Source organism: Umezawaea endophytica (assembly GCF_025061645.1).
Lineage (GTDB): Bacteria > Actinomycetota > Actinomycetes > Mycobacteriales > Pseudonocardiaceae > Umezawaea > Umezawaea endophytica.
This window is the reverse complement of record NZ_JANYMP010000059.1, coordinates 1-17,045: the sequence shown is the minus strand read 5'-3', so window position 1 is coordinate 17,045 and position 17,045 is coordinate 1. Positions and strand designations below refer to the sequence as shown.

12 protein-coding genes are annotated in these 17,045 nt (G+C 62.5%); 6 read left to right on the top strand and 6 right to left on the bottom strand.

Translation table 11 applies throughout. The annotated features are described in order from the left end of the window. Positions 1–434: 434 nt before the first annotated feature. Both NZH93_RS49250 and NZH93_RS49245 read left to right on the top strand, forming a co-directional pair. A complete protein-coding gene (locus NZH93_RS49250; RefSeq protein ID WP_259630311.1) occupies positions 435–2,519 on the top strand; it encodes a GNAT family N-acetyltransferase in 2,085 nt (694 codons plus the stop codon). A 106-nt stretch (positions 2,520–2,625) separates the two neighbouring features. Then, a complete protein-coding gene (locus NZH93_RS49245; RefSeq protein ID WP_259630310.1) occupies positions 2,626–3,057 on the top strand; it encodes an ASCH domain-containing protein in 432 nt (143 codons plus the stop codon). Here the strand turns inward: NZH93_RS49245 and NZH93_RS49240 are convergent, their stop codons facing one another. From NZH93_RS49240 to NZH93_RS49225, 4 genes are all read right to left on the bottom strand, one after another. After that, the gene (locus tag NZH93_RS49240; RefSeq protein ID WP_259630309.1) at positions 3,058–3,555 is read right to left on the bottom strand and encodes a hypothetical protein; all 498 of its coding nucleotides are present in this window, start codon (positions 3,553–3,555) and stop codon (positions 3,058–3,060) included. It abuts the gene before it with no gap. Between the two features lie 89 nt (positions 3,556–3,644). Further along, positions 3,645–4,757 carry a hypothetical protein gene (locus NZH93_RS49235; protein WP_259630308.1) on the bottom strand — a complete coding sequence of 371 codons (1,113 nt, stop codon included), beginning with the start codon at positions 4,755–4,757 and terminating at the stop codon, positions 3,645–3,647. Positions 4,758–4,767: 10 nt separating this feature from the next. After that, on the bottom strand, positions 4,768–8,286 hold the full coding sequence (locus NZH93_RS49230; protein WP_259630307.1) for a tetratricopeptide repeat-containing protein: 3,519 nt from the start codon (positions 8,284–8,286) through the stop codon (positions 4,768–4,770). A gap of 10 nt (positions 8,287–8,296) precedes the next feature. Continuing rightward, a complete protein-coding gene (locus NZH93_RS49225) occupies positions 8,297–10,399 on the bottom strand; it encodes an ATP-binding protein (RefSeq protein WP_259630306.1) in 2,103 nt (700 codons plus the stop codon). A 1,202-nt stretch (positions 10,400–11,601) separates the two neighbouring features. Here NZH93_RS49225 and NZH93_RS51400 point away from each other — a divergent pair. The 4 genes from NZH93_RS51400 (at position 11,602) to NZH93_RS49210 (ending at position 15,067) form a co-directional block, all read left to right on the top strand. Further along, on the top strand, positions 11,602–11,898 hold the full coding sequence (locus NZH93_RS51400; RefSeq protein WP_372507048.1) for a helix-turn-helix domain-containing protein: 297 nt from the start codon (positions 11,602–11,604) through the stop codon (positions 11,896–11,898). Positions 11,899–11,908: 10 nt separating this feature from the next. Beyond that, complete coding sequence (locus tag NZH93_RS49220; RefSeq protein WP_259630305.1) at positions 11,909–12,979, top strand: protein kinase family protein; 1,071 nt, start codon at positions 11,909–11,911, stop codon at positions 12,977–12,979. Continuing rightward, on the top strand, positions 12,976–14,787 hold the full coding sequence (locus NZH93_RS49215) for a tetratricopeptide repeat protein (protein WP_259630304.1): 1,812 nt from the start codon (positions 12,976–12,978) through the stop codon (positions 14,785–14,787). The genes NZH93_RS49220 and NZH93_RS49215 overlap by 4 nt, the downstream gene beginning before the upstream one ends. Before the next feature lie 154 nt (positions 14,788–14,941). Then, positions 14,942–15,067, top strand: coding sequence for a hypothetical protein (locus NZH93_RS49210; RefSeq protein ID WP_259630303.1), 126 nt, complete (start codon positions 14,942–14,944; stop codon positions 15,065–15,067). Between the two features lie 229 nt (positions 15,068–15,296). Here NZH93_RS49210 and NZH93_RS49205 read toward each other — a convergent pair whose 3' ends face one another. Together NZH93_RS49205 and NZH93_RS49200 are read right to left on the bottom strand one after the other, a co-directional pair. Beyond that, positions 15,297–15,854: an NUDIX domain-containing protein gene (locus NZH93_RS49205; RefSeq protein ID WP_259630302.1), complete on the bottom strand. Its 558-nt coding sequence runs from the start codon at positions 15,852–15,854 to the stop codon at positions 15,297–15,299. Positions 15,855–15,861: 7 nt separating this feature from the next. Continuing rightward, positions 15,862–17,045 (bottom strand): NsdA family TPR-like regulatory protein (locus tag NZH93_RS49200; RefSeq protein ID WP_505011387.1); only part of this gene is annotated, 1,184 nt, incomplete at its 5' end.

Sequence of the window (17,045 nt, the reverse complement as noted above, 5' to 3'; positions counted from 1 at the left end):
CCCCGCGGTCCGGCCAGGGCGGCGGCACGTACCGAGATCACCAACCGACAGGAGGGAATGCCGCCGCCACTGGCCTCCGAACAAGGCCTCGACCTCCGACGGATGGCGCGGCAACTGCATCTGACGAGCTGCGCTCCTCCGTGGCGGTACCCCGCCCCAGGCTCCTCGCCAGCATCGTCCCGTCGTCTCCGCTGGTGGCGATCGGAGAGGTCTGCTGCAATCGATGACGTCCAGCAGGTTACAGAGGAGGGAACCGGGCATGGGCAACTCAGGCATCCCTACCCGGCGTCAGCATCTCCGTCCTGAGCGAACGAATAGTCCGACTGGCACCATGATCGACCTTCACTGAACACTTGTGCGCCTGCAATGGGCCTGTCAGGTGACTGATCAGCACATACGAGCGGAGATCGGTGCAGGTGAGTCACACTGCGATGATGTCGACGACGTCCACGCACGTGGTCATCAAGGTCGTGGCCGGTACCGACGCCGCGATGATCGAGCGCGCGGTCGAACTCGGCAACACGGCCAAGAAGACGCTTGGTCTCTTCCCGCGAGAAGCGTATTTCGAGTACGCGGCCAAACGCTGCCTGCTTGCAGCGACCAGGGATGGCGAGCTGGTCGGCTATGCGCTGTTTCGCCTGCCACGCAACGAGGTCACTCTCGTACACCTCTGTGTCGACAAGAACTTCCGGCAGAAGGGTGTGGCGCAGCTGCTCGTCGACGAGGTGAGCCGCCGGCACAGGGCAAGGCTGGGTGTGCGCGCGAAGTGCCGTGACAGCTATGCCGACATCCAGCGGGTGTGGCGTGGGCTCGGCTTCAAACACCTCGGGCGTGCACGTGGGCGGGGCGAGGACAAAGCGCCGATGACGGTGTGGTGGCTCGACCACGGGCACGCCAACCTGTTCACGCCGGTGGAGGAACCCACCGAGTTGGCTGTGGCGATCGACGTCAACATCCTGATGGACCTGCACACCCGCAGGAACCATCCCCAGGCGGAGCGCTCCCAGGTACTACTCGCACCTGACGTGGCGGACCGGATCGAGATGGTGGTGCCGCACGGACTCGAACGCGATCTTGACCGGCACTCGGCCGAGTCGCGCAGCAGACTGGCCGACGTCGCCGCGAGATATCGGCGCCCGAGCGGGCGGCCGAAGCGAGCCGAGGAGTTGCACCGCGTGCTGCTCGATGCGGTTCACGCAGCCGAACCCGACCGCGTACAAACCGCCCAGGACTCGGGAGACCTGTGGCACCTCGCCGAAACAGCCGCCGCAGGCATCCAGGTGTTTCTGACCTGGGACGAACGGCTGCGGTCCCAGGTCGCTCCGCTGGTTGCACGGCTCGTGGCATTTCCCGAACTCGCGGCGTTGCGCGTAATCGACCCGCACCACCTGGTCATTCATCTCGACGAGCTGGCTCACTCGGTGGCTTATCAGCCTCGGACGCTCGCGGGCAGCTCGTTCAGCACCGAGCTTGCGAACGCGCAGTCCGAGGCCGTGCTCATGACCTTTCTCGATCGACGTGCCGGTGAGACACGTCAGGAGCTGAAGTCCCGCCTGCATGCGCTGGCCCAGGCACCGCGGTCCCACTCGATCGTGCGCGCGAGTGACGGGACAGCGGTCGGCTGCTACGCGTCGATCGTTGACGACCACGTCCTCAAGGCACCGCTGTTGCGCGTCCTGGACCACCCGGACGCCGACACCATGGCTCGCTACCTGCTCTGGACGTTGCGACTGGAAGCACGAAGCCAGGGCGCCCACGTCGTAGGCGTCGAGGACCCTCACCTGTCTCCTGCTGTCGAACGTGCCGCGAGCCACGAGAACTACCAGCGCATCAATGATACGTGGTACAGCTGGGTGGTCGAGGCCACCGGAACCGGTGCCCACGTCAGCTCCGCTGTCTCCACCGCACAAGCCCAGGTCGGCCTCGGCCCGGCCGCCTTGCTTCCGCCTCGTCTCGCTCCCGAATCGGCAGCACAGTACGAACGCACCTGGTGGCCTGCCAAGATCACCGACAGCGACCTGCCCCACTTCGCCGTCGCAATCCAGCCGCGCTGGAGCGCCGAACTTCTCGGTGAACCGCAGACCCTCACCCACCGACCGACGACATTGGCACTCGGCAGGGAGCACGTCTACTACCGCGGCAACCACCCAAGCGTTCTCAAGGCCCCGGGCCGCGTCTTGTGGTACCTGACGCAGGCCGCCACCACCGGCGGCGGCCGCTTCATCGGCACATCACTGCTCGACGCGATCGACATTGGCACCCCCGACGGACTGCACGAGCAGTTTGCGCACTACGGGGTCTTCACGTTCGCCGACATCGATGGCGCTGCAGGAGAACGTGGCAGCGCGCAAGCGCTTCGGGTGTCTTACACCGAGCTGTTCCCGCGGCACATACGCTGGCCCGAGTACCTCGATCTGATCCAGTCGATGGACGGTCCGAAACGGATCCAGGGGCCTGTCCGGATGCCTACCGCGACGTTCGCCGCGATCTACGAGTTGGCGAACAGGCCAAAGCAGTGATGCTCTCAACGATTATCGTGGTGCAACATCACTTCAGGCCTGCCGACCGCTAAGGTCATCCCCTGTGACAGCAACAGCGGTGGAACCGAGTGCATGGACACCCGCTGTGCGTCCATTGCTGATGTCCCTTCGCCCGCGGTTCGCGGAGGCCATCCTGGACGGCACCAAGACCGTCGAGCTGCGGCGCACCCGGTTGTCCGCTCCTGACGGGACGCATCTCATCCTCTACGCCAGTTCGCCGGTGATGGCAGTCGTCGGCACCGCCGTGCTCATCGGCCGTGACACGGACACGCCGGCACGAATTTGGCGACGCCACCGCAAGCACGTCGGGCTGTTGCGTACCGAGTACGACGAATACTTCGACGGTTCCGAGACGGCCACCGCAGTCCACCTGGGCGTTCCGCGAAGGCTCGCCACTCCGTGGGCGCTGTCCGCGCTGCGGGACACCGCCAAATTCCAACCGCCCCAGAGCTACAGGTTCGTATCCGACGACGACCCAGTCCAGCTGCGCGACTTGGTGTCCACACACCATCTGTGATTAGCGCTTTCGCGCAACGTCAAGCACCAACTCAGCCTGGGCACGAAAAAGCCGCCCGCGGTCAACCCACGCGGACGGCTTTACGAAGATGACACCCACTGCCACTGCTCCCGAGGCTCCGTTCCACACAAACTCAAACAGTTGGACTGCCCAGGCCAGAAATCTGTCCTGCCAACTAACTTCATTGTTGTTGTCATCACTCATAGAGCCTCCATTATTTAGTTGTAAGTGATTCACGATCAAGTAGCGAATAGTTACAAAAAACAGCAGAGCCACGGAAGCCAGGATTTGAACCTTGAGGGTGCCGAAACCTGTGCGCTGAAGCGCTCCCGCCAGCATAGCATAAAGGGTTGGCATCACGCTATATAATGAGCGGCTCAGTACCGCTTCGCGCAGCGCGCGCCCGGTGACGGTGTCGACGGCGGCTTGGGCGAGAGTTCTACGGCGGCGGAGTGTTTTCCCTCTCTGGCGAGAGGCAACCGAACCGACGTCGCTCAACTCGCCTGCCTGCTCACCGACGCTGCCTCGTGCGCTTTGATGCCTGCGCGATCAACCCGTCATCACAAGCCTTCAACACAGAAGTCTCACTATCGAACTTGACGCTCGACGGTCTCGACGATTCGATCCCACAACTTTTGAAAGAATTCTTCTTTCGACATGACCCCATCAGATCCACCGAAGTTCGAGAGCAACGACAGGTCGAACACTCTCACGGCCGGACGCTGCGCTACTACGTTGTAGACCGCCTCTAGCCAAGCGTTGTAACCGCTGCCGCCGCTGAAGCTGAACGTCAGTTGGTCATCATGGCCCAGCCCTCTTCCAAACATGATGTCGAGCGCGTAGACAGTGCTACCCAAGCGTTCGACGCGCAGCGTGATCCGCTCATCCGTTCGCCGCACCGACGTAGGAAAACCCGATTTGGCGAGCTGGTCGCCAGCATCTCGGAGACTGGTCGCCAGGTACTCGTAGACGTTCTGAAGCTCCTGGAACTTGCTGAAGGTCTCGGGCTGCACCTTAGGCAGCCGAGCCTGCAGAGCTTCCTTCACTGCCTGCCCGACGTCGTGCGGCTCCTGTCCCGATCGGCGCTGCGCGCGTTGCTCCTTCAACAAATCAGCCCTGTCGGCTGGCATGCCGAAAGCCGGACCGTCCTTTCGAGGTCCGCTGCCAGGCTGGTACCGGGGCAGGTCGGGCCGGATCTTCTCGCCGTTCTGCGCGTGCAGTGGCACGCCCAGCAACCTGCGCAGCAACGTCTCGACACCGGCCAGATCGATGCTGGTGACCTTGAACCACGCGACGCGGTGCAGTTCGTTCGGGATGAGGGCGTCCGACTCCCCTGGCAGCAGCACGATCACCGCCTTGCGCTGAAACTCCTGCTGATCGCGGTTGAAGACGCCTTTCAGCGCGTCCATCTCCCGCACCGCACCGGCACCCTCGTCCGGCCGGTTCTCTCCCTTCCACCGCTCCCAGAAGGCCTTGCTGCTGATCATTAGGACTGTGTCGGCCGCCTCGACGGCACGCGGGCCGTACACCGTCCAGTCCATTCCGACATCCGTGTAGTGGAAAAGATCCGCATCGACCTGGACGTATTTCCCGAGCAGGTGCACGAAGTCGTACACCGTCGTCTTCCACGCCTGCGTCTGTTGGGCTGATGCCCGGTAGTCGGCGTGCGCCCACGTGACGAACACTGGCAGCTTGTCCATGTCTCGCTTCCTACGTCCAAAGTGGATCGGTGAGCACCGTTCGCAACTGCTCGGTGTCGCCAACGGCAATGGCCGCGGTCGCCTTCCGCAGCAGGGTCCACGGATGGTACTGGCCGTACAACGCCGCGCTTCCCGACGCGGCTTCCTGAAGGGGGATCTCCGCGTCCGGCAGCTTGGCGAGAGCGGCCAGCTTGCCCGCGTTGGCCTGCCAGCAGAGCTGTTCGCCCGCATCCAGATCCACGACTTCGTCTGCGAGCAGGTGCATGAGCCTGCCCGCCTCCCAGCCAGGTCGTGCCGGATCCACGGGTGGCTGGCCATGCCTCGCAAGATCAGCGCCGAAGCCGCCAGCCGCCGGGCCGTGCAAAGAGTCAAGGCTGTCTAGCAGCGGGCGAACCGCGCTGGCCCGCAACGGCCGGCCTGTCACGTCGGAACGCAGGAGTGCGTGCCGTGCGCGGGCGAGCAAGGCGGTCGGGTGTGCGGCGCCGACAGAGGCTTCGCGCATGCGCACGGCGTGCGCCGCCGTACGAACGTCGTTCCCGTCCGATTCACCGCTCCCCGCCAGTGCCCACGCGGTGTGGAAGTCCAGGGCGAGAGCGGCGTGCACGCCGCGATCTCCAAAGGCCTCTGCGAGCTCTTGGGCCAGTTTTCGAGCGGTGCCAGGCGGAAGAGCGGCAACACCCGTGAGCCACGCCGACTGCACTCGGCGCAGCGGAACCCACACCGACTCCGTCCCGTCGTTCGTCGGGGTGAGGCGGAGGTCGGCGAGCACCGCCTCGTTGGCGTCCGCGAACTCGCCGCGGAAGACCTGCAGATCGGCGAGCATCATCCGGCGGATCATCGTCTCGCGGTCGTTCTCGCCGAGCCGGTCCGCCGCGGTTTTCCAGCTGCCGTGCACCAGTTCGAACCCTTCGCCGGTGAAGCCCAGGTCGTAGGCGACCAGTCCCAGGTTGCACTGCTGGATCAGGACGCTGCTGTCCTGAGGCGAGTGCCGGTCCAGGAGGAAGTCGAGCCCGCGACGAAGGCGTTCGTGCGCGGCGCGAAGAAGCCAGGTGAGGTGCTCGGTTCTGGCGACGTTGTTCCCGATGTTGTGCTCGACGCTGGGATCGAGGTGGTCAAGCGAGGTCTCCAGAGCACGGGTGAACTCGGTCCTCGCATCGACGTAGTGCCCGTTCTCCATGAGCACGAGTGCCCGGTCGTTGACGAGCTCGGTGTACTTGCCGTCATTCTCTCCGTCCGGAAAGGACAGTTGCAACCGCAGCCCGGCGTCGAAGATCCGCAACGCCTCCTGACGCCGCGGTCCCAGCGACACCAGGAAACCGAGGTTGTCGAGGATCTCGACGCGCACGCGCTCACGCCACGGGACATCGTCCGCCGTTTCGGGAGCAGGGCTTGGCGCTCGTCGCGGCATGATCTCCAGGGCACGGCGGCTGTACGCCTCGGCGGCGGGCATGTCCACGTCGGAGATCAGGACCGAGTTCTCGTTGAGCCAGCGCGCCACCGACTGGCTGCGCAGCCCGCGGGCGACCTGGCCCAACTCCCCGGCCGGCACGATCTCCGCCGGGTCGAGGTCGGTGAACGTGTCCGACACGTCGCCGGACCAGTCACGTACCGCGGCGGCCGCCACCTTGTCACCGTGCAGGGCGATTGCGAGCAGACGCGCCCGATACGCACCGCGCGCGTTTCCGCGCTCGTGGAGGTAGGCGGCGGGAAGCCACAGGGCGTGATTCGCGTACCGCTGTGCACGATCCGCGGAGAGCAGGCGCGGATCGCGTTCGCGTTCACGTTGGACGAGCCGGGACGCCGCGACCGCCGCGCTGCTCAGCCCCAGCACGCGGGACCACTGGGTCGTGTCGTCGACGTTGAGTTCACGGATCAGGTCGCCCGCCGCCGCGCCGACCTCCAGCGCGGCGTGCCCGATGTCGAACCTGGGGTCGTCCCTGATCAGCTCGGCGAGCAGCGGGTGCACGAGCAGCGTTTCCTCGTCGGCACCGGTGCGGATCAGGCCCTGTGAACGCAGTTCGGTGACTGCGGCGTCACGTCGTGCCGTGTCCCTGCACAACAGAGTGACCTCGTCATCAGGATCTTCGCGAAGCCCGGCGAGGAGTTCGGCGGGCACCGCGCCTTTGCCAGCGCACGAGATAATCTGCAACACGGCCAGCGCGTCGGCATGGTGTTCTCGCAGCAAACCGATACGCACCTGCCAGGCCGAATGCGGCGCGGAAACCTTCTCGTGATGGCGTTCCAGCCACCCACGCAGGGAGATCCCGTCCACGACGGCGGCAGCGGCTTGCTCGAGTGCGAACGGATGGCCGCTCACCCTCTCCGCGACGGCGCGTGCCAGGTCCTCGTCCTCCGCACCGGTGCGGGCCAGCAGGTAGTCGACTGACTCACCGACGGTCAGCGGATCCAACTCCACGACGTGGGCGGCCGACCTCCAGCGCACCGACTGAGAGGTGACGAGCACGTGCAGCCCCGGCCTCGACGGCAGCGACGTGGCGAGCAGCGCGGGCTCCGGGGCGTCGTCCACCACTATCAGGGCCGGGCCGTGCTCGACCAGCGCGTCGAAGACATGTGCGGGGTCGTCCTCCGTCAGACCGAGCCGTTCGGCGAGCAGCGAGACGGACGCCCGCCACGCCGTGGCGTCGTCGGCGGAGAGCCAGCCGACGACGCGGTAGTTCTCCTCCAGCAGGTGGCACAGCCGGACGGCCAGCGCGGACTTGCCCATGCCCGACGTGGCGACGATCGCCGCGCATACCGAACCACGAGGATCGGCGAAGCGCGCTGCCAGGTCTTCCACCACGGATCGTCGCGTCACGTTCTCGGCGGGACTGCCCAGTTGCGGCACCACGAACACGCGCTCGACCTGGCGCGCCTCCTCGCGGGCTTCGGCGGAGATGTCGGCGGGGCGAGGCCACTCCCGAACGATCTCGTCGGCCAGCCGGCTGACCTGCGCGGTCTGGTCCGGCTGACCCGGCCGGACCCTGAGGTGGTCCTCGAATTCCACTGGCCGCGGAATCCACATGCGGCGGAACTTCGTGTGGAGAAGGCGACGCTGGTGATCAGTGGAAGCGTGACCCTTGAGAACACTGAGAACTCGCTGCGCTGACGATCTTCGATCCGCGCGCAATATAGCACCGACGAATTCATCGACCGTTTCCGTGGTACGTGCCGTGCGAACCAACAAACGCAGGGCTTTGATCATGGAGCTCGGCGCGTTCGAAGGTCCTTCGCCCACCACAGCCAGCACGGTCGCTACATCCAGCGGCGCGGAGTCCATCAGCTCGGCGATCGCGTCGTCATCCACTTCAGCAGGCAGGACGCGCACGTCGAGCCTACCAGGACCCGGTTTGAGGCCAGCGACATCGATGTGAACTGACGTGCCCGCGCCCACCGGTTCGACGCGCAGCCGAGCTACCGACCCGGCGAGACCAAGGACCGGGTGGCCTGTGATGAGGCTGGTGAGCGCCGCGCGCACAACGCCCAACGCGGGTTCTGACGGCTGACCGTTCTTGACTTTCGCGCTTTTCATCGAGATCGATCTAGCCTTTCGCGGAGCCTTCCCCGGACAATCGCACCCGCACACGATCCGCATCGCCGATTCGATGCTGGGATAGGAAGAGATCGTACGCCACGCGCAGCATTCGGTGTGCTTTCTCCGCGTCTCCCTGGTATGCGAGGACGTCGGCCAGATGCTCGGTGTACTCGGCTTCAGCGAAGAGGTTACCGAGCTGCTTCGCCTGTCGCACGGCTGCCGCAAAGTGCTCCGCTGCTTGATCCAGGCGGCTGTCCCGACGAGCGATGTGTCCCAACGCGTCCAAGGTGCTTGCCTGGCCGCTGACGTTGCCGTGCGCGCTGTGAAGCGCCAAGGCCCGTTCGCAGCACTCATGGGCAAGTACAAAGTTCTCAAGCTGTGCGTGCTGCCAGCCCTGCGCGTTGAGGGCGTGCGCCTCGCCGACGGGATTGCTCTCCGCCCTGTAGAACTCCATCGCGGAGATGGCGTGCTGCAACGCCTGTTCGTGCTCACCCCGCAATGACAGGACCCGTTGCAGATCATGGTGGGTGTGCGCCTGCCCCATCACGAACCCGGCTTCTTCTTCGAGGTTCAACGCCTGAGTCAGGCATCGCCCGGCCTCGTCAAGATCGCCCGCGCGGGTGCAGGCGCGTCCGAGTTGACGCAACGACGACGCGCGCAACCGCACGGAGCCGATCGCCATGGCCGCCTCCAGTCCGAGACGCGACGACGCCACATTCTCCGCTAGCAGACCGAGCCGATACTGGTAGGTATCCAGCCCGTGGGCGATGTGCCACACCACCTCGTACCACTTGCGGTCGGCCGCGATCCGGTGCACGACGGCGATCAACGTGTGCTCCGCGCCGAACCACGTGACCGCTGCGGCTTCGTCGGTCAGGTACAAGGGGTGGCAACCGTCCGGCAGAGCAGGAACTTCGAAGGCGTGCCGGTGCGGATATAGCAGGATGTCGGCGGTCCTGACAGTGTGTGCGTAGAACGCCACCAGCCGCCGCAGCGCCCATGCCGACTCCGCCCCGGACTGCAGTTCGGCGGCGTGCAGGCGCACCAGATCATGCATCTGGAACCTTCGGGGAACGTGCTGGCGCACCAGATTCGCCGCCTCCAGCGAGCGGAACATCGCGGCCGCCTCGTGAGAAGGCACCGCCCACAGGCACGCCGCCGCATCGACGCTGATCTCGCCCAACGGCGCGACACCGAGCAGTCCGAACGCTCGTCCCAGCCGGTCGTTCAGCGACGCGGACGACCAGGACAGCACCACTCTCAGGCTCGCGGACTCGTCGTCGGCGTCGAACGCGCTCAGTCTCGTCGTCTCGTCGTCCAGTTCGTCGGCGAGAACCGACATCGGGAATTCGGGGTGCGCCGCAACCCTGGCCGAGGCGATCGCCAGCGCGAGCGGTAGCCCACCACACGTGCGCACGATCGCCGACATCGCTTCGGACTCCCTCTCGGCGGCATGGGCCGGCAACAACCGGCTGAGTAGCGCCGAGGCGTCAGACTCGTCCATCGCCTCAAGCCGCACGACGTGGGCTCCCTGGACGCGCAATGAGGACAGCTGCATTCTCGTCGTCACCAGCACCGCGCACGACGGCGTTCCAGGCAATAGTGGCGCTACCTGATCGGTGTCCCTCGCGTTGTCCAGCACGATCATCATCCGCCGGTCCGCCACCGCGCTGCGAAAGAGGGCGGCAGCGGCGTCCGGATCTGCGGGGATCACGGCGGGCTCGACTCCGAGCACGGTGAGGAACCCGCGCAATACCGTGGCAGGCCTGGCTGGAGCGGCTTGTGGGTCGAAACCCCTGAGGTTGGCGAAGAGTTGTCCGTCCGGGAACCGGTCTGCGTGGTGATGCGCCCAGTGCAGCACCAGCGTCGTCTTGCCGACTCCTCCGGCGCCCTCGATGACGACCAGGGGTGGTCGTCTCTCATCCAATGCAGCCGTCAGTTCGCCGAGCTCATGCTTGCGGGCTACATGCCAGCGTGGCGCCATTGGCAGCTGTCTCGGAGTCCTGAGCGGCTGCGCACCCGTCACGTGCAGATCCCCGTGCACGACGCCCACCTGAATCGCCGTGCCGACCTGATCCGACCGAACCAGGTTGCGTATGTCGTCGGACATGCTTCTCCAGACAAGTGGCCCCGACCGCGCCTGCCGAACTCCATCGTCGCGCCGGGTCCGGCGCGACGCTTCGGCCTTTCAGGTCCTGTTCACCTCACATGGCTGGTCGACGTGCCTCCGTGACCACGTCATGTGAAGTTGTCCCCCTAGACCGGACGCCCTGATCCCAGACAACGCTCTGGGGAAGGATGTTCCCCGTGTCAGGCAAGTCGAAGTGCCCCGAGCAGTTCCGCAAGGACGCCGTCGGCATCCCGTGGCGGGGACAGGTCGGAGTGACCCGTCCCCAGACCACTACTCGGGCGCGAGCAGGCCGAACGACGACTCCACGACCAGGCTGCCTGAGTAAACCGCTGGTCAGCCCTGTTCCCATCCTTTGGTACTCCCGCCGGGGATTCGAACCTGCGCGACCACCGATCAAGCCAAGGGGCATACCGCCAACGTCACCCAATCGTGGCGGCGATTAACTTCCGCTAACGCGACCGCATTTCGCCCTGGACAACGCGATCCTCCCAAAATCCTCCCATTAGCCGTGTTACCGATCAGTACAGACCATTGTGGACGGTCACCACAAGATCAATACGAGCACACGAAAAAGCCCGCCGACCTGGGCTTTTACCCAGAATCAGCGGGCTGATTCAGACCGTCGGGACGACAGGATTCGAACCTGCGACCCCTTGACCCCCAGATCAAGGGACTACACGTTTGCGCACGTCAAGCTACGTCGAACATGATGCACAACGTTCAGTATCGTGCAGCTCTCAACCAGCGCAAGCAGTCGTTCGGTCCCCAGGTGGTCCCCAGTGGCGGTCCTGTCCTTCAGTCGCGTCGACAGGGACGCACCCTCGACAACAATTACCGTGTCAACGCGGGTTCAGCAGGTAGCGTGGTCGACCAAGCCTTGCCACACAAGGGAGCTTTGGGCCCAAAATGCCGCACTATCGCATCTGGTGCCAACACATTTGCCGACTTCTCGCTGACCACACCCACCTCGCCTGCGGCTCCAACTTCCGCCAGCCCCATCGCCTGCAAACACCCCTACGCACGCCTGGCGGCACTACGAGAGATTTCCAAGATCACGCGGGCAACGTTCAACTGAGCCTGCCCATCCAGACCAGCAAGCCAACGACACAACGCGCCTACCAGGCAACTTCCACCGACGCCCTTGTGTTGCCAACTTAGGCAACACTAGGTATCGTCTTGACATGGAGGAAGAGGGAACTGCCGCGAGTCTTCTACGGAGGTTGCGCAGTCAGCAAGGGCGATCGCTTCGCATGGCGTCGGACGACCTTGGGCTAGCGCCGTCCCATCTTTCACGCTTAGAGAGGGGAGAGCGTCGAGCTACCGCTGACTTGACCAAGAAGTTGGCCAACTACTACGGAGTATCACCCGATCTAGTGAATCTCGCTGAGGGCCGAGTCCCCGGCGATATCGTAGAGATCTTGCAAGCACACCCAGAAGAGATCGACATACTCCGCCGAAAATACGGAAATTCAGACTAAGGTGTGAGCCTTGAGCGACCAGAACGCGGCATGGGTCAACCTCGTGCAAAGCGTCACTCTGGATGAGTACACGGTGGGAAATCTTCGAGGTGGAGGAGGGTTTGGGCTCGTATTTGAAGGCGAAAGTGCTGACAAAAAACGTGTCGTCGCGCTTAAAGTTTTGAAACCAAATTCTGCACTAAAAGATGTGCAAGAATTCGAGCGAGAAGGGATACTCCTAAAAGCTCTAAAAAAGTCATCAAACGTTGTTGATTTTATCGCCACCGGAGAAACATCAGTCGGCCTTAGCCATCCCGTAAGCGGAATTCAAGTCGATATTCCGATCCGTTTTCACGTTCTTGAGCTCTCTTCAGGATCGCTCGATGAGATAATTGACAACTTGTCCGAATTGAGCTGGAGAGAAAGACTCAACATCTGGCGCGCCGTCGTACGAGGGGTGCATCAGATGCATCTCAAGAATATCGTACATAGAGACCTGAAAAGTGAAAACTGTCTCCTTTTCCTTAAGAGTCATGGAATTTCAGACTGCAAAGTGGCGGACCTTGGACGCTCACGCGATCTCGGAAAGCCTCCAACTGGTCAACCGTTAGAATATCTTGCAGGACGTGGGGATATGCGGTTTGCTCCTCCAGAATTTCTCCTCTTTCAGGGAGATGATACTCCAGCTGGTCACAAACAAGCAGATCTATACGGTCTCGGATCGCTCTTGTTCGAACTTACAACAGGTCAGGCAGTAACCAGTTTCGCACTTGGCGTTGAGCCAAACATGGTGATGGGCGCGGCTGCTCGAATGAGAGCAAACTCCACTATAGACCTTGCGGGACTGCAAGGTAAATATGAAGATGCTTTCGCCACATTCGGCGCTGCCACACCTACACCTATTCGAAGAAAAAGCATCGAACTTATAAGACAACTCTGCAACCCCGAACCAAAGAATCGTCTTCCACGCACAGGCCTTGGAAAACGAGCGCCGAGGTTGACGGGCCTGGAGTGGTTGATAAATCAGGCTGACATAATGATTAGGCAACTTGACACTGATGCAAGAGTGCGAGGCGCTAAACCTCGGAGGGGACCGTCGTGAATGCACTCGGCCAACTAGTGGATCAACCACCGGTCACCATGATAGAACCATTGATCTCTTCTCCAGTTCGCCCTGGAAATAGAGGAGATGAGGCATCCTTTGTGATTGCTGAGGGATTTCGAAAGACTACACAAGATGAGGATATACTCACCAATGCGGTTAGTTCTTGGATCACTTCTGCTCGATCGTATGCACAGCATCTCATCGAGAGTGGTCGCTCATCCTCCATAGCTCAAGCCAGGCTCGCACACGCCCAGTTGGCTGCTGGCATGTTTGATGAAGCGAAACATTCCGCTCAAGAAACGTTGCAAAAAGTTGAAAGAGATATTGCGAGCAACGGTCTGGAATTATTCGACCATTCCAGCGCAACCGCAGTACTGCGGGTAATGCTTCAACTAGGCGAAGTTGAGAGCGCAGCCCGCTGGATAGATCGCCTTCCAACGCACTACATTCTCTCGAAGCTTCGCGCAAGCATTGCCGCAGAACAGAGAGACTACGACCTTGCTCTCACACTTCTTGAATCTGTAGAATCCGCCGAGTCTGCAAGCCTACGCGGTTATATTTACTTGCAACAATCAAAGCCTCAGATGGCACTTCGCGAACTAAGAGTCGCCGCGCAAGCCGCGCCCGGAGATCCAAATATCACCCTGAACATGGCATTCGCTTTCTGGCATCTAGGCTCCACAAAGAAAGCGATTCGACACGCGCGACAAGCTTCCAGAATAGCACCCTCACGTAAAGATATCAGTTTTGCACTACTAGAGCTCCTTTTTGCCACTGGGCAGTACCAAGCAGTATTTACCGAGATCAATTTTATTCGCTCCGGTGGTGTCATTGAAACTCCGGATCTTCTGATGATGCGAGCCAGGGTTGAACTTGCGCTTGAGCGTCATGAGCCTGCAGTTAGAGCACTTCGGCGGGCTCTCGCCGCATCCAAAGAAATCGGAGATGTCGAGTACGTCGAAGCAATTCAAACAAACCTTGAAATACTCGAACCCTCCAGGAAAAATAGGCCAAAGAAAGATGCCGAATCGGAAGTCCTACATAAGATTCGCACCGCAATAAAGAGGTCTCCTGACAATGTGGCGCTCGTAGAAATGTTTGCCGCTAACGCACATCGAGTCGCTAACTCTGCCGAACTCCGAAAGTATCTCGACAGACTCGCGCCCAAGAATACCCAGGAGCGGCTATCAGAATTGAACCTTCGCCTTGCATACCTTGAAGGAAGGTTCGACGACGCACTCTCTTTTGCGGACGCATGGAGCGAGGCCGAGCCTTTTAATCCTCAGGCCGCGTCGATCGCGCTCATGTTTCGAGGACAACTCATCCCCGATGGTAGCAGGAATGAGCCGCAAGCAGTAAAGGTAGCTGCGCGATTCGCGAAGTCATCCAGCGCCCTAAACAACATCGCCCACTCGCTAACTCTTTGCGGGCGAGCGGATATTGCAAGAAAGATACTAAAAGAATCAAGCCAAGCAGTCAAAAGCAGCTTCTACCTTAAGGCTACAGCAGGACTTGTAGAGGTTGCGTCGGGAAATCTTGAGTCCGGAATGCGCCTCTACCGATTGGCTGCCGAGATGGCCGATTCCGCAGAGGATGGTCAAATCTTCCGCGCTCTAATGACATTGCATCAAGCCATGGCATTGCGTCAACTTGGCATTCTGAACTGCCCAGAAAGAAACTCGATTCTTGCACAAGCCCTCCCTCCAACTAGCCTCCCCGACGATTGGATGGACAGGCCACATTTCCGCCTGCTGCAAGCAGGAGCAGAACGACGAGGCTGGGAATGGCCACTAGAGATTGAATAGTTATGCGAGCCAGATTTAGCAAAGCTGCTTACATGTGGTGCCGCACTCTAGAAACCAAGGGGCCTCGCACCATCTCGTCGACCTGGCTCGCCCCAACCGCGCGTGTCAAGGGGGCTCATCCGTCCACACAGGAGCGTGCGCTGGGTCGGCCCCCTTGACGCGTGTGGTTGCCCTCGGGGAGGTCGACGAGATGGTGCGTGCCCCGGCCCCGCTGGAACGCGAGCTCTCGACGCCGTCCCACCATCTCGGAGACCTGCCGCCCGGCGAGGGCATGTCCTAGAACTGGACTGGTGTTCACTGCGGCTTCCTCCGGGGGACGCTGGCCGTGCCTCCTCCGGCGATGGCGACCGGCGCCCTTCCTCGCCTGCCCCGCCCGGACGCCGCCAGGCGGCCTTGGGCGGGACAGAGGGCTTGGGGCGTCGGTCTCCGTCGTCGGAACGGGCACCAACGGCCAGCGGCCCCCGGAGGGGGCCGCCTTGATGAAGAAAAGAAACTCTGAACACACCAGGTCAGAGGGGTCGGCCGAACTCCGCGTAAATGGTCTGGCCGGAGTCTGCGGCAGTAAGGGCTAGTTCGAGCCTGCGGAGCAATGACGGGTGAATCTGCGGCGCAGCCACGTCAAGAGGAAGGAACCTCAGACCGCCCAGTTCCTCGTCGTGAACCTGTACGGCTGCGGCCTGCTCGTCGGTGAGCACTCCCCCGTCAAAGATGAACTGGTGGCTATCGCGCCAAACGCCGTTGCGGGGCACCCAGTCCACCACCAGGAGCCTGCCCAGCTCCAAGCGCAAGCCGAGTTCTTCCGACACCTCGCGCTGGCACGCTGCCTTCGGTGATTCGTTGTCGTCGGTGATGCCGCCAGGGATATCGAGTACGGGCTTGTAGTTGGGAACCACGAACAAGATTCGTCCCTGGCCGTCCCGGAGCAGCGCACCACCGGCTGAACTCTTCGCAGGGAGACGGGACGCAATTCCAGGGTTGAACTCCACCTCGGGCGGACCCTCCAGTGCCACGTCTTCGGCAAACGTCACTGGGTCACCGGCGCTCTGCGGGTGTGGATCGGTCTTCACGTTCGCCTCATTCCGCTGACAGGTCATGTGCTCGGGTCAGAAAGTTTTGGAGGGGTTCGACGCCTTTGCGCTGCTCGAACTCCCCACGCAGATCACGCACCACCTGATGCGAGCGTTTCGAGTTGAGACCGATAGCGGCATCGGCCGCCGTCATCGCGTACTTCACTGCCTGCTCGGCGTCGCCTTCGAGCAAGGACAGTTTTGCGAGCTGCCCTGAGCTATAGACGACTCGGCGCGGTTGTCCCTTGGAGTCCGCTGCCGCCATCGCCAGGTGCGGCCTTGCCTGAGCGGCGTTCCCGAGGTCGAGCCAGGTCTCACCAGCGAATGCGGCGAACACTGTGTCACCCCAATGAGCAGCCCAATCGGGGCCGGTGCCGGGAACCTGTTGAGCGAACGCCCGTTCGGCTTTGAGCAGTGCTCGTGCTGCCGCGTTTCCGTCGCCAAGGGCTCCGTGCGCTCGTGCCTCGTGCATCGCAGCTTCGGTCTGCACGACCATCACGTGCGTGCCGGTGTAGCTCTGCCCGGCAGCCTGGGCCAGGCGCAAGGCCTCACGGGTTCGACCGAGGTACATCGCCTGGTGGCTCATCGTGGTGAGCACGTATGCGCCGTAGGCGGGGTCGTCGGCTTCCTTGGCCAGTCGTAGTGACTGGATGAAGTACCGCTGAGCAAGCGCGTGCTTGTCCGCGTCGTACGCCATGTACCCGATGACCTCGCAAAGCACCGCGGCTGCATGGAACAGGTCGCGGCCGATCCGGTCGTCGTAGGCGCCGCTGAGTTTGGGCACCACGTGGTCGTGCAGGTACTTCACGGCCAGGTCACGGCTCTGCTCTCCACCGAATGACCTGTCCATTTTGTCGAACATGACAGTGGTCGCGGCGATCTCGTCCACATCCCGGCTGGTCACCTGGCTCGACGTCGCGCTGTTCTTGTCGCCACTCGCCGAGCTGAACAACCAGTCCAGGCACGCCGCGTAGATCGCCTCTTCGGAGAAGTGGCCGGTGACCACACCTGGGTGACGCTGGGCGTCGAACAGAGCCAGGTTGTTGATCGTGCTCAGGGTGTCGGCCAGCGACGGCGCGTAGATAAGCCCGATATCTGACCGGGCCTGTGGCGGTGCGGTCGAGATACCGAGTTCTTCGGCCGATTTGCCGTACAGCTCGCAGAGCAGATCCCGGTAGGGCACCTTCGGTG

Excerpts from the sequence above, each read along its gene's own strand:
- NZH93_RS49250 (WP_259630311.1), top strand. The coding sequence starts at position 435 with ATGTCGACGACGTCCACGCACGTGGTCATCAAGGTCGTGGCCGGTACC.
- NZH93_RS49235 (WP_259630308.1), bottom strand. The coding sequence starts at position 4,757 with ATGGACAAGCTGCCAGTGTTCGTCACGTGGGCGCACGCCGACTACCGG.
- NZH93_RS49230 (WP_259630307.1), bottom strand. The coding sequence starts at position 8,286 with ATGAAAAGCGCGAAAGTCAAGAACGGTCAGCCGTCAGAACCCGCGTTG.
- NZH93_RS49225 (WP_259630306.1), bottom strand. The coding sequence starts at position 10,399 with ATGTCCGACGACATACGCAACCTGGTTCGGTCGGATCAGGTCGGCACG.
- NZH93_RS51400 (WP_372507048.1), top strand. The coding sequence starts at position 11,602 with ATGGAGGAAGAGGGAACTGCCGCGAGTCTTCTACGGAGGTTGCGCAGT.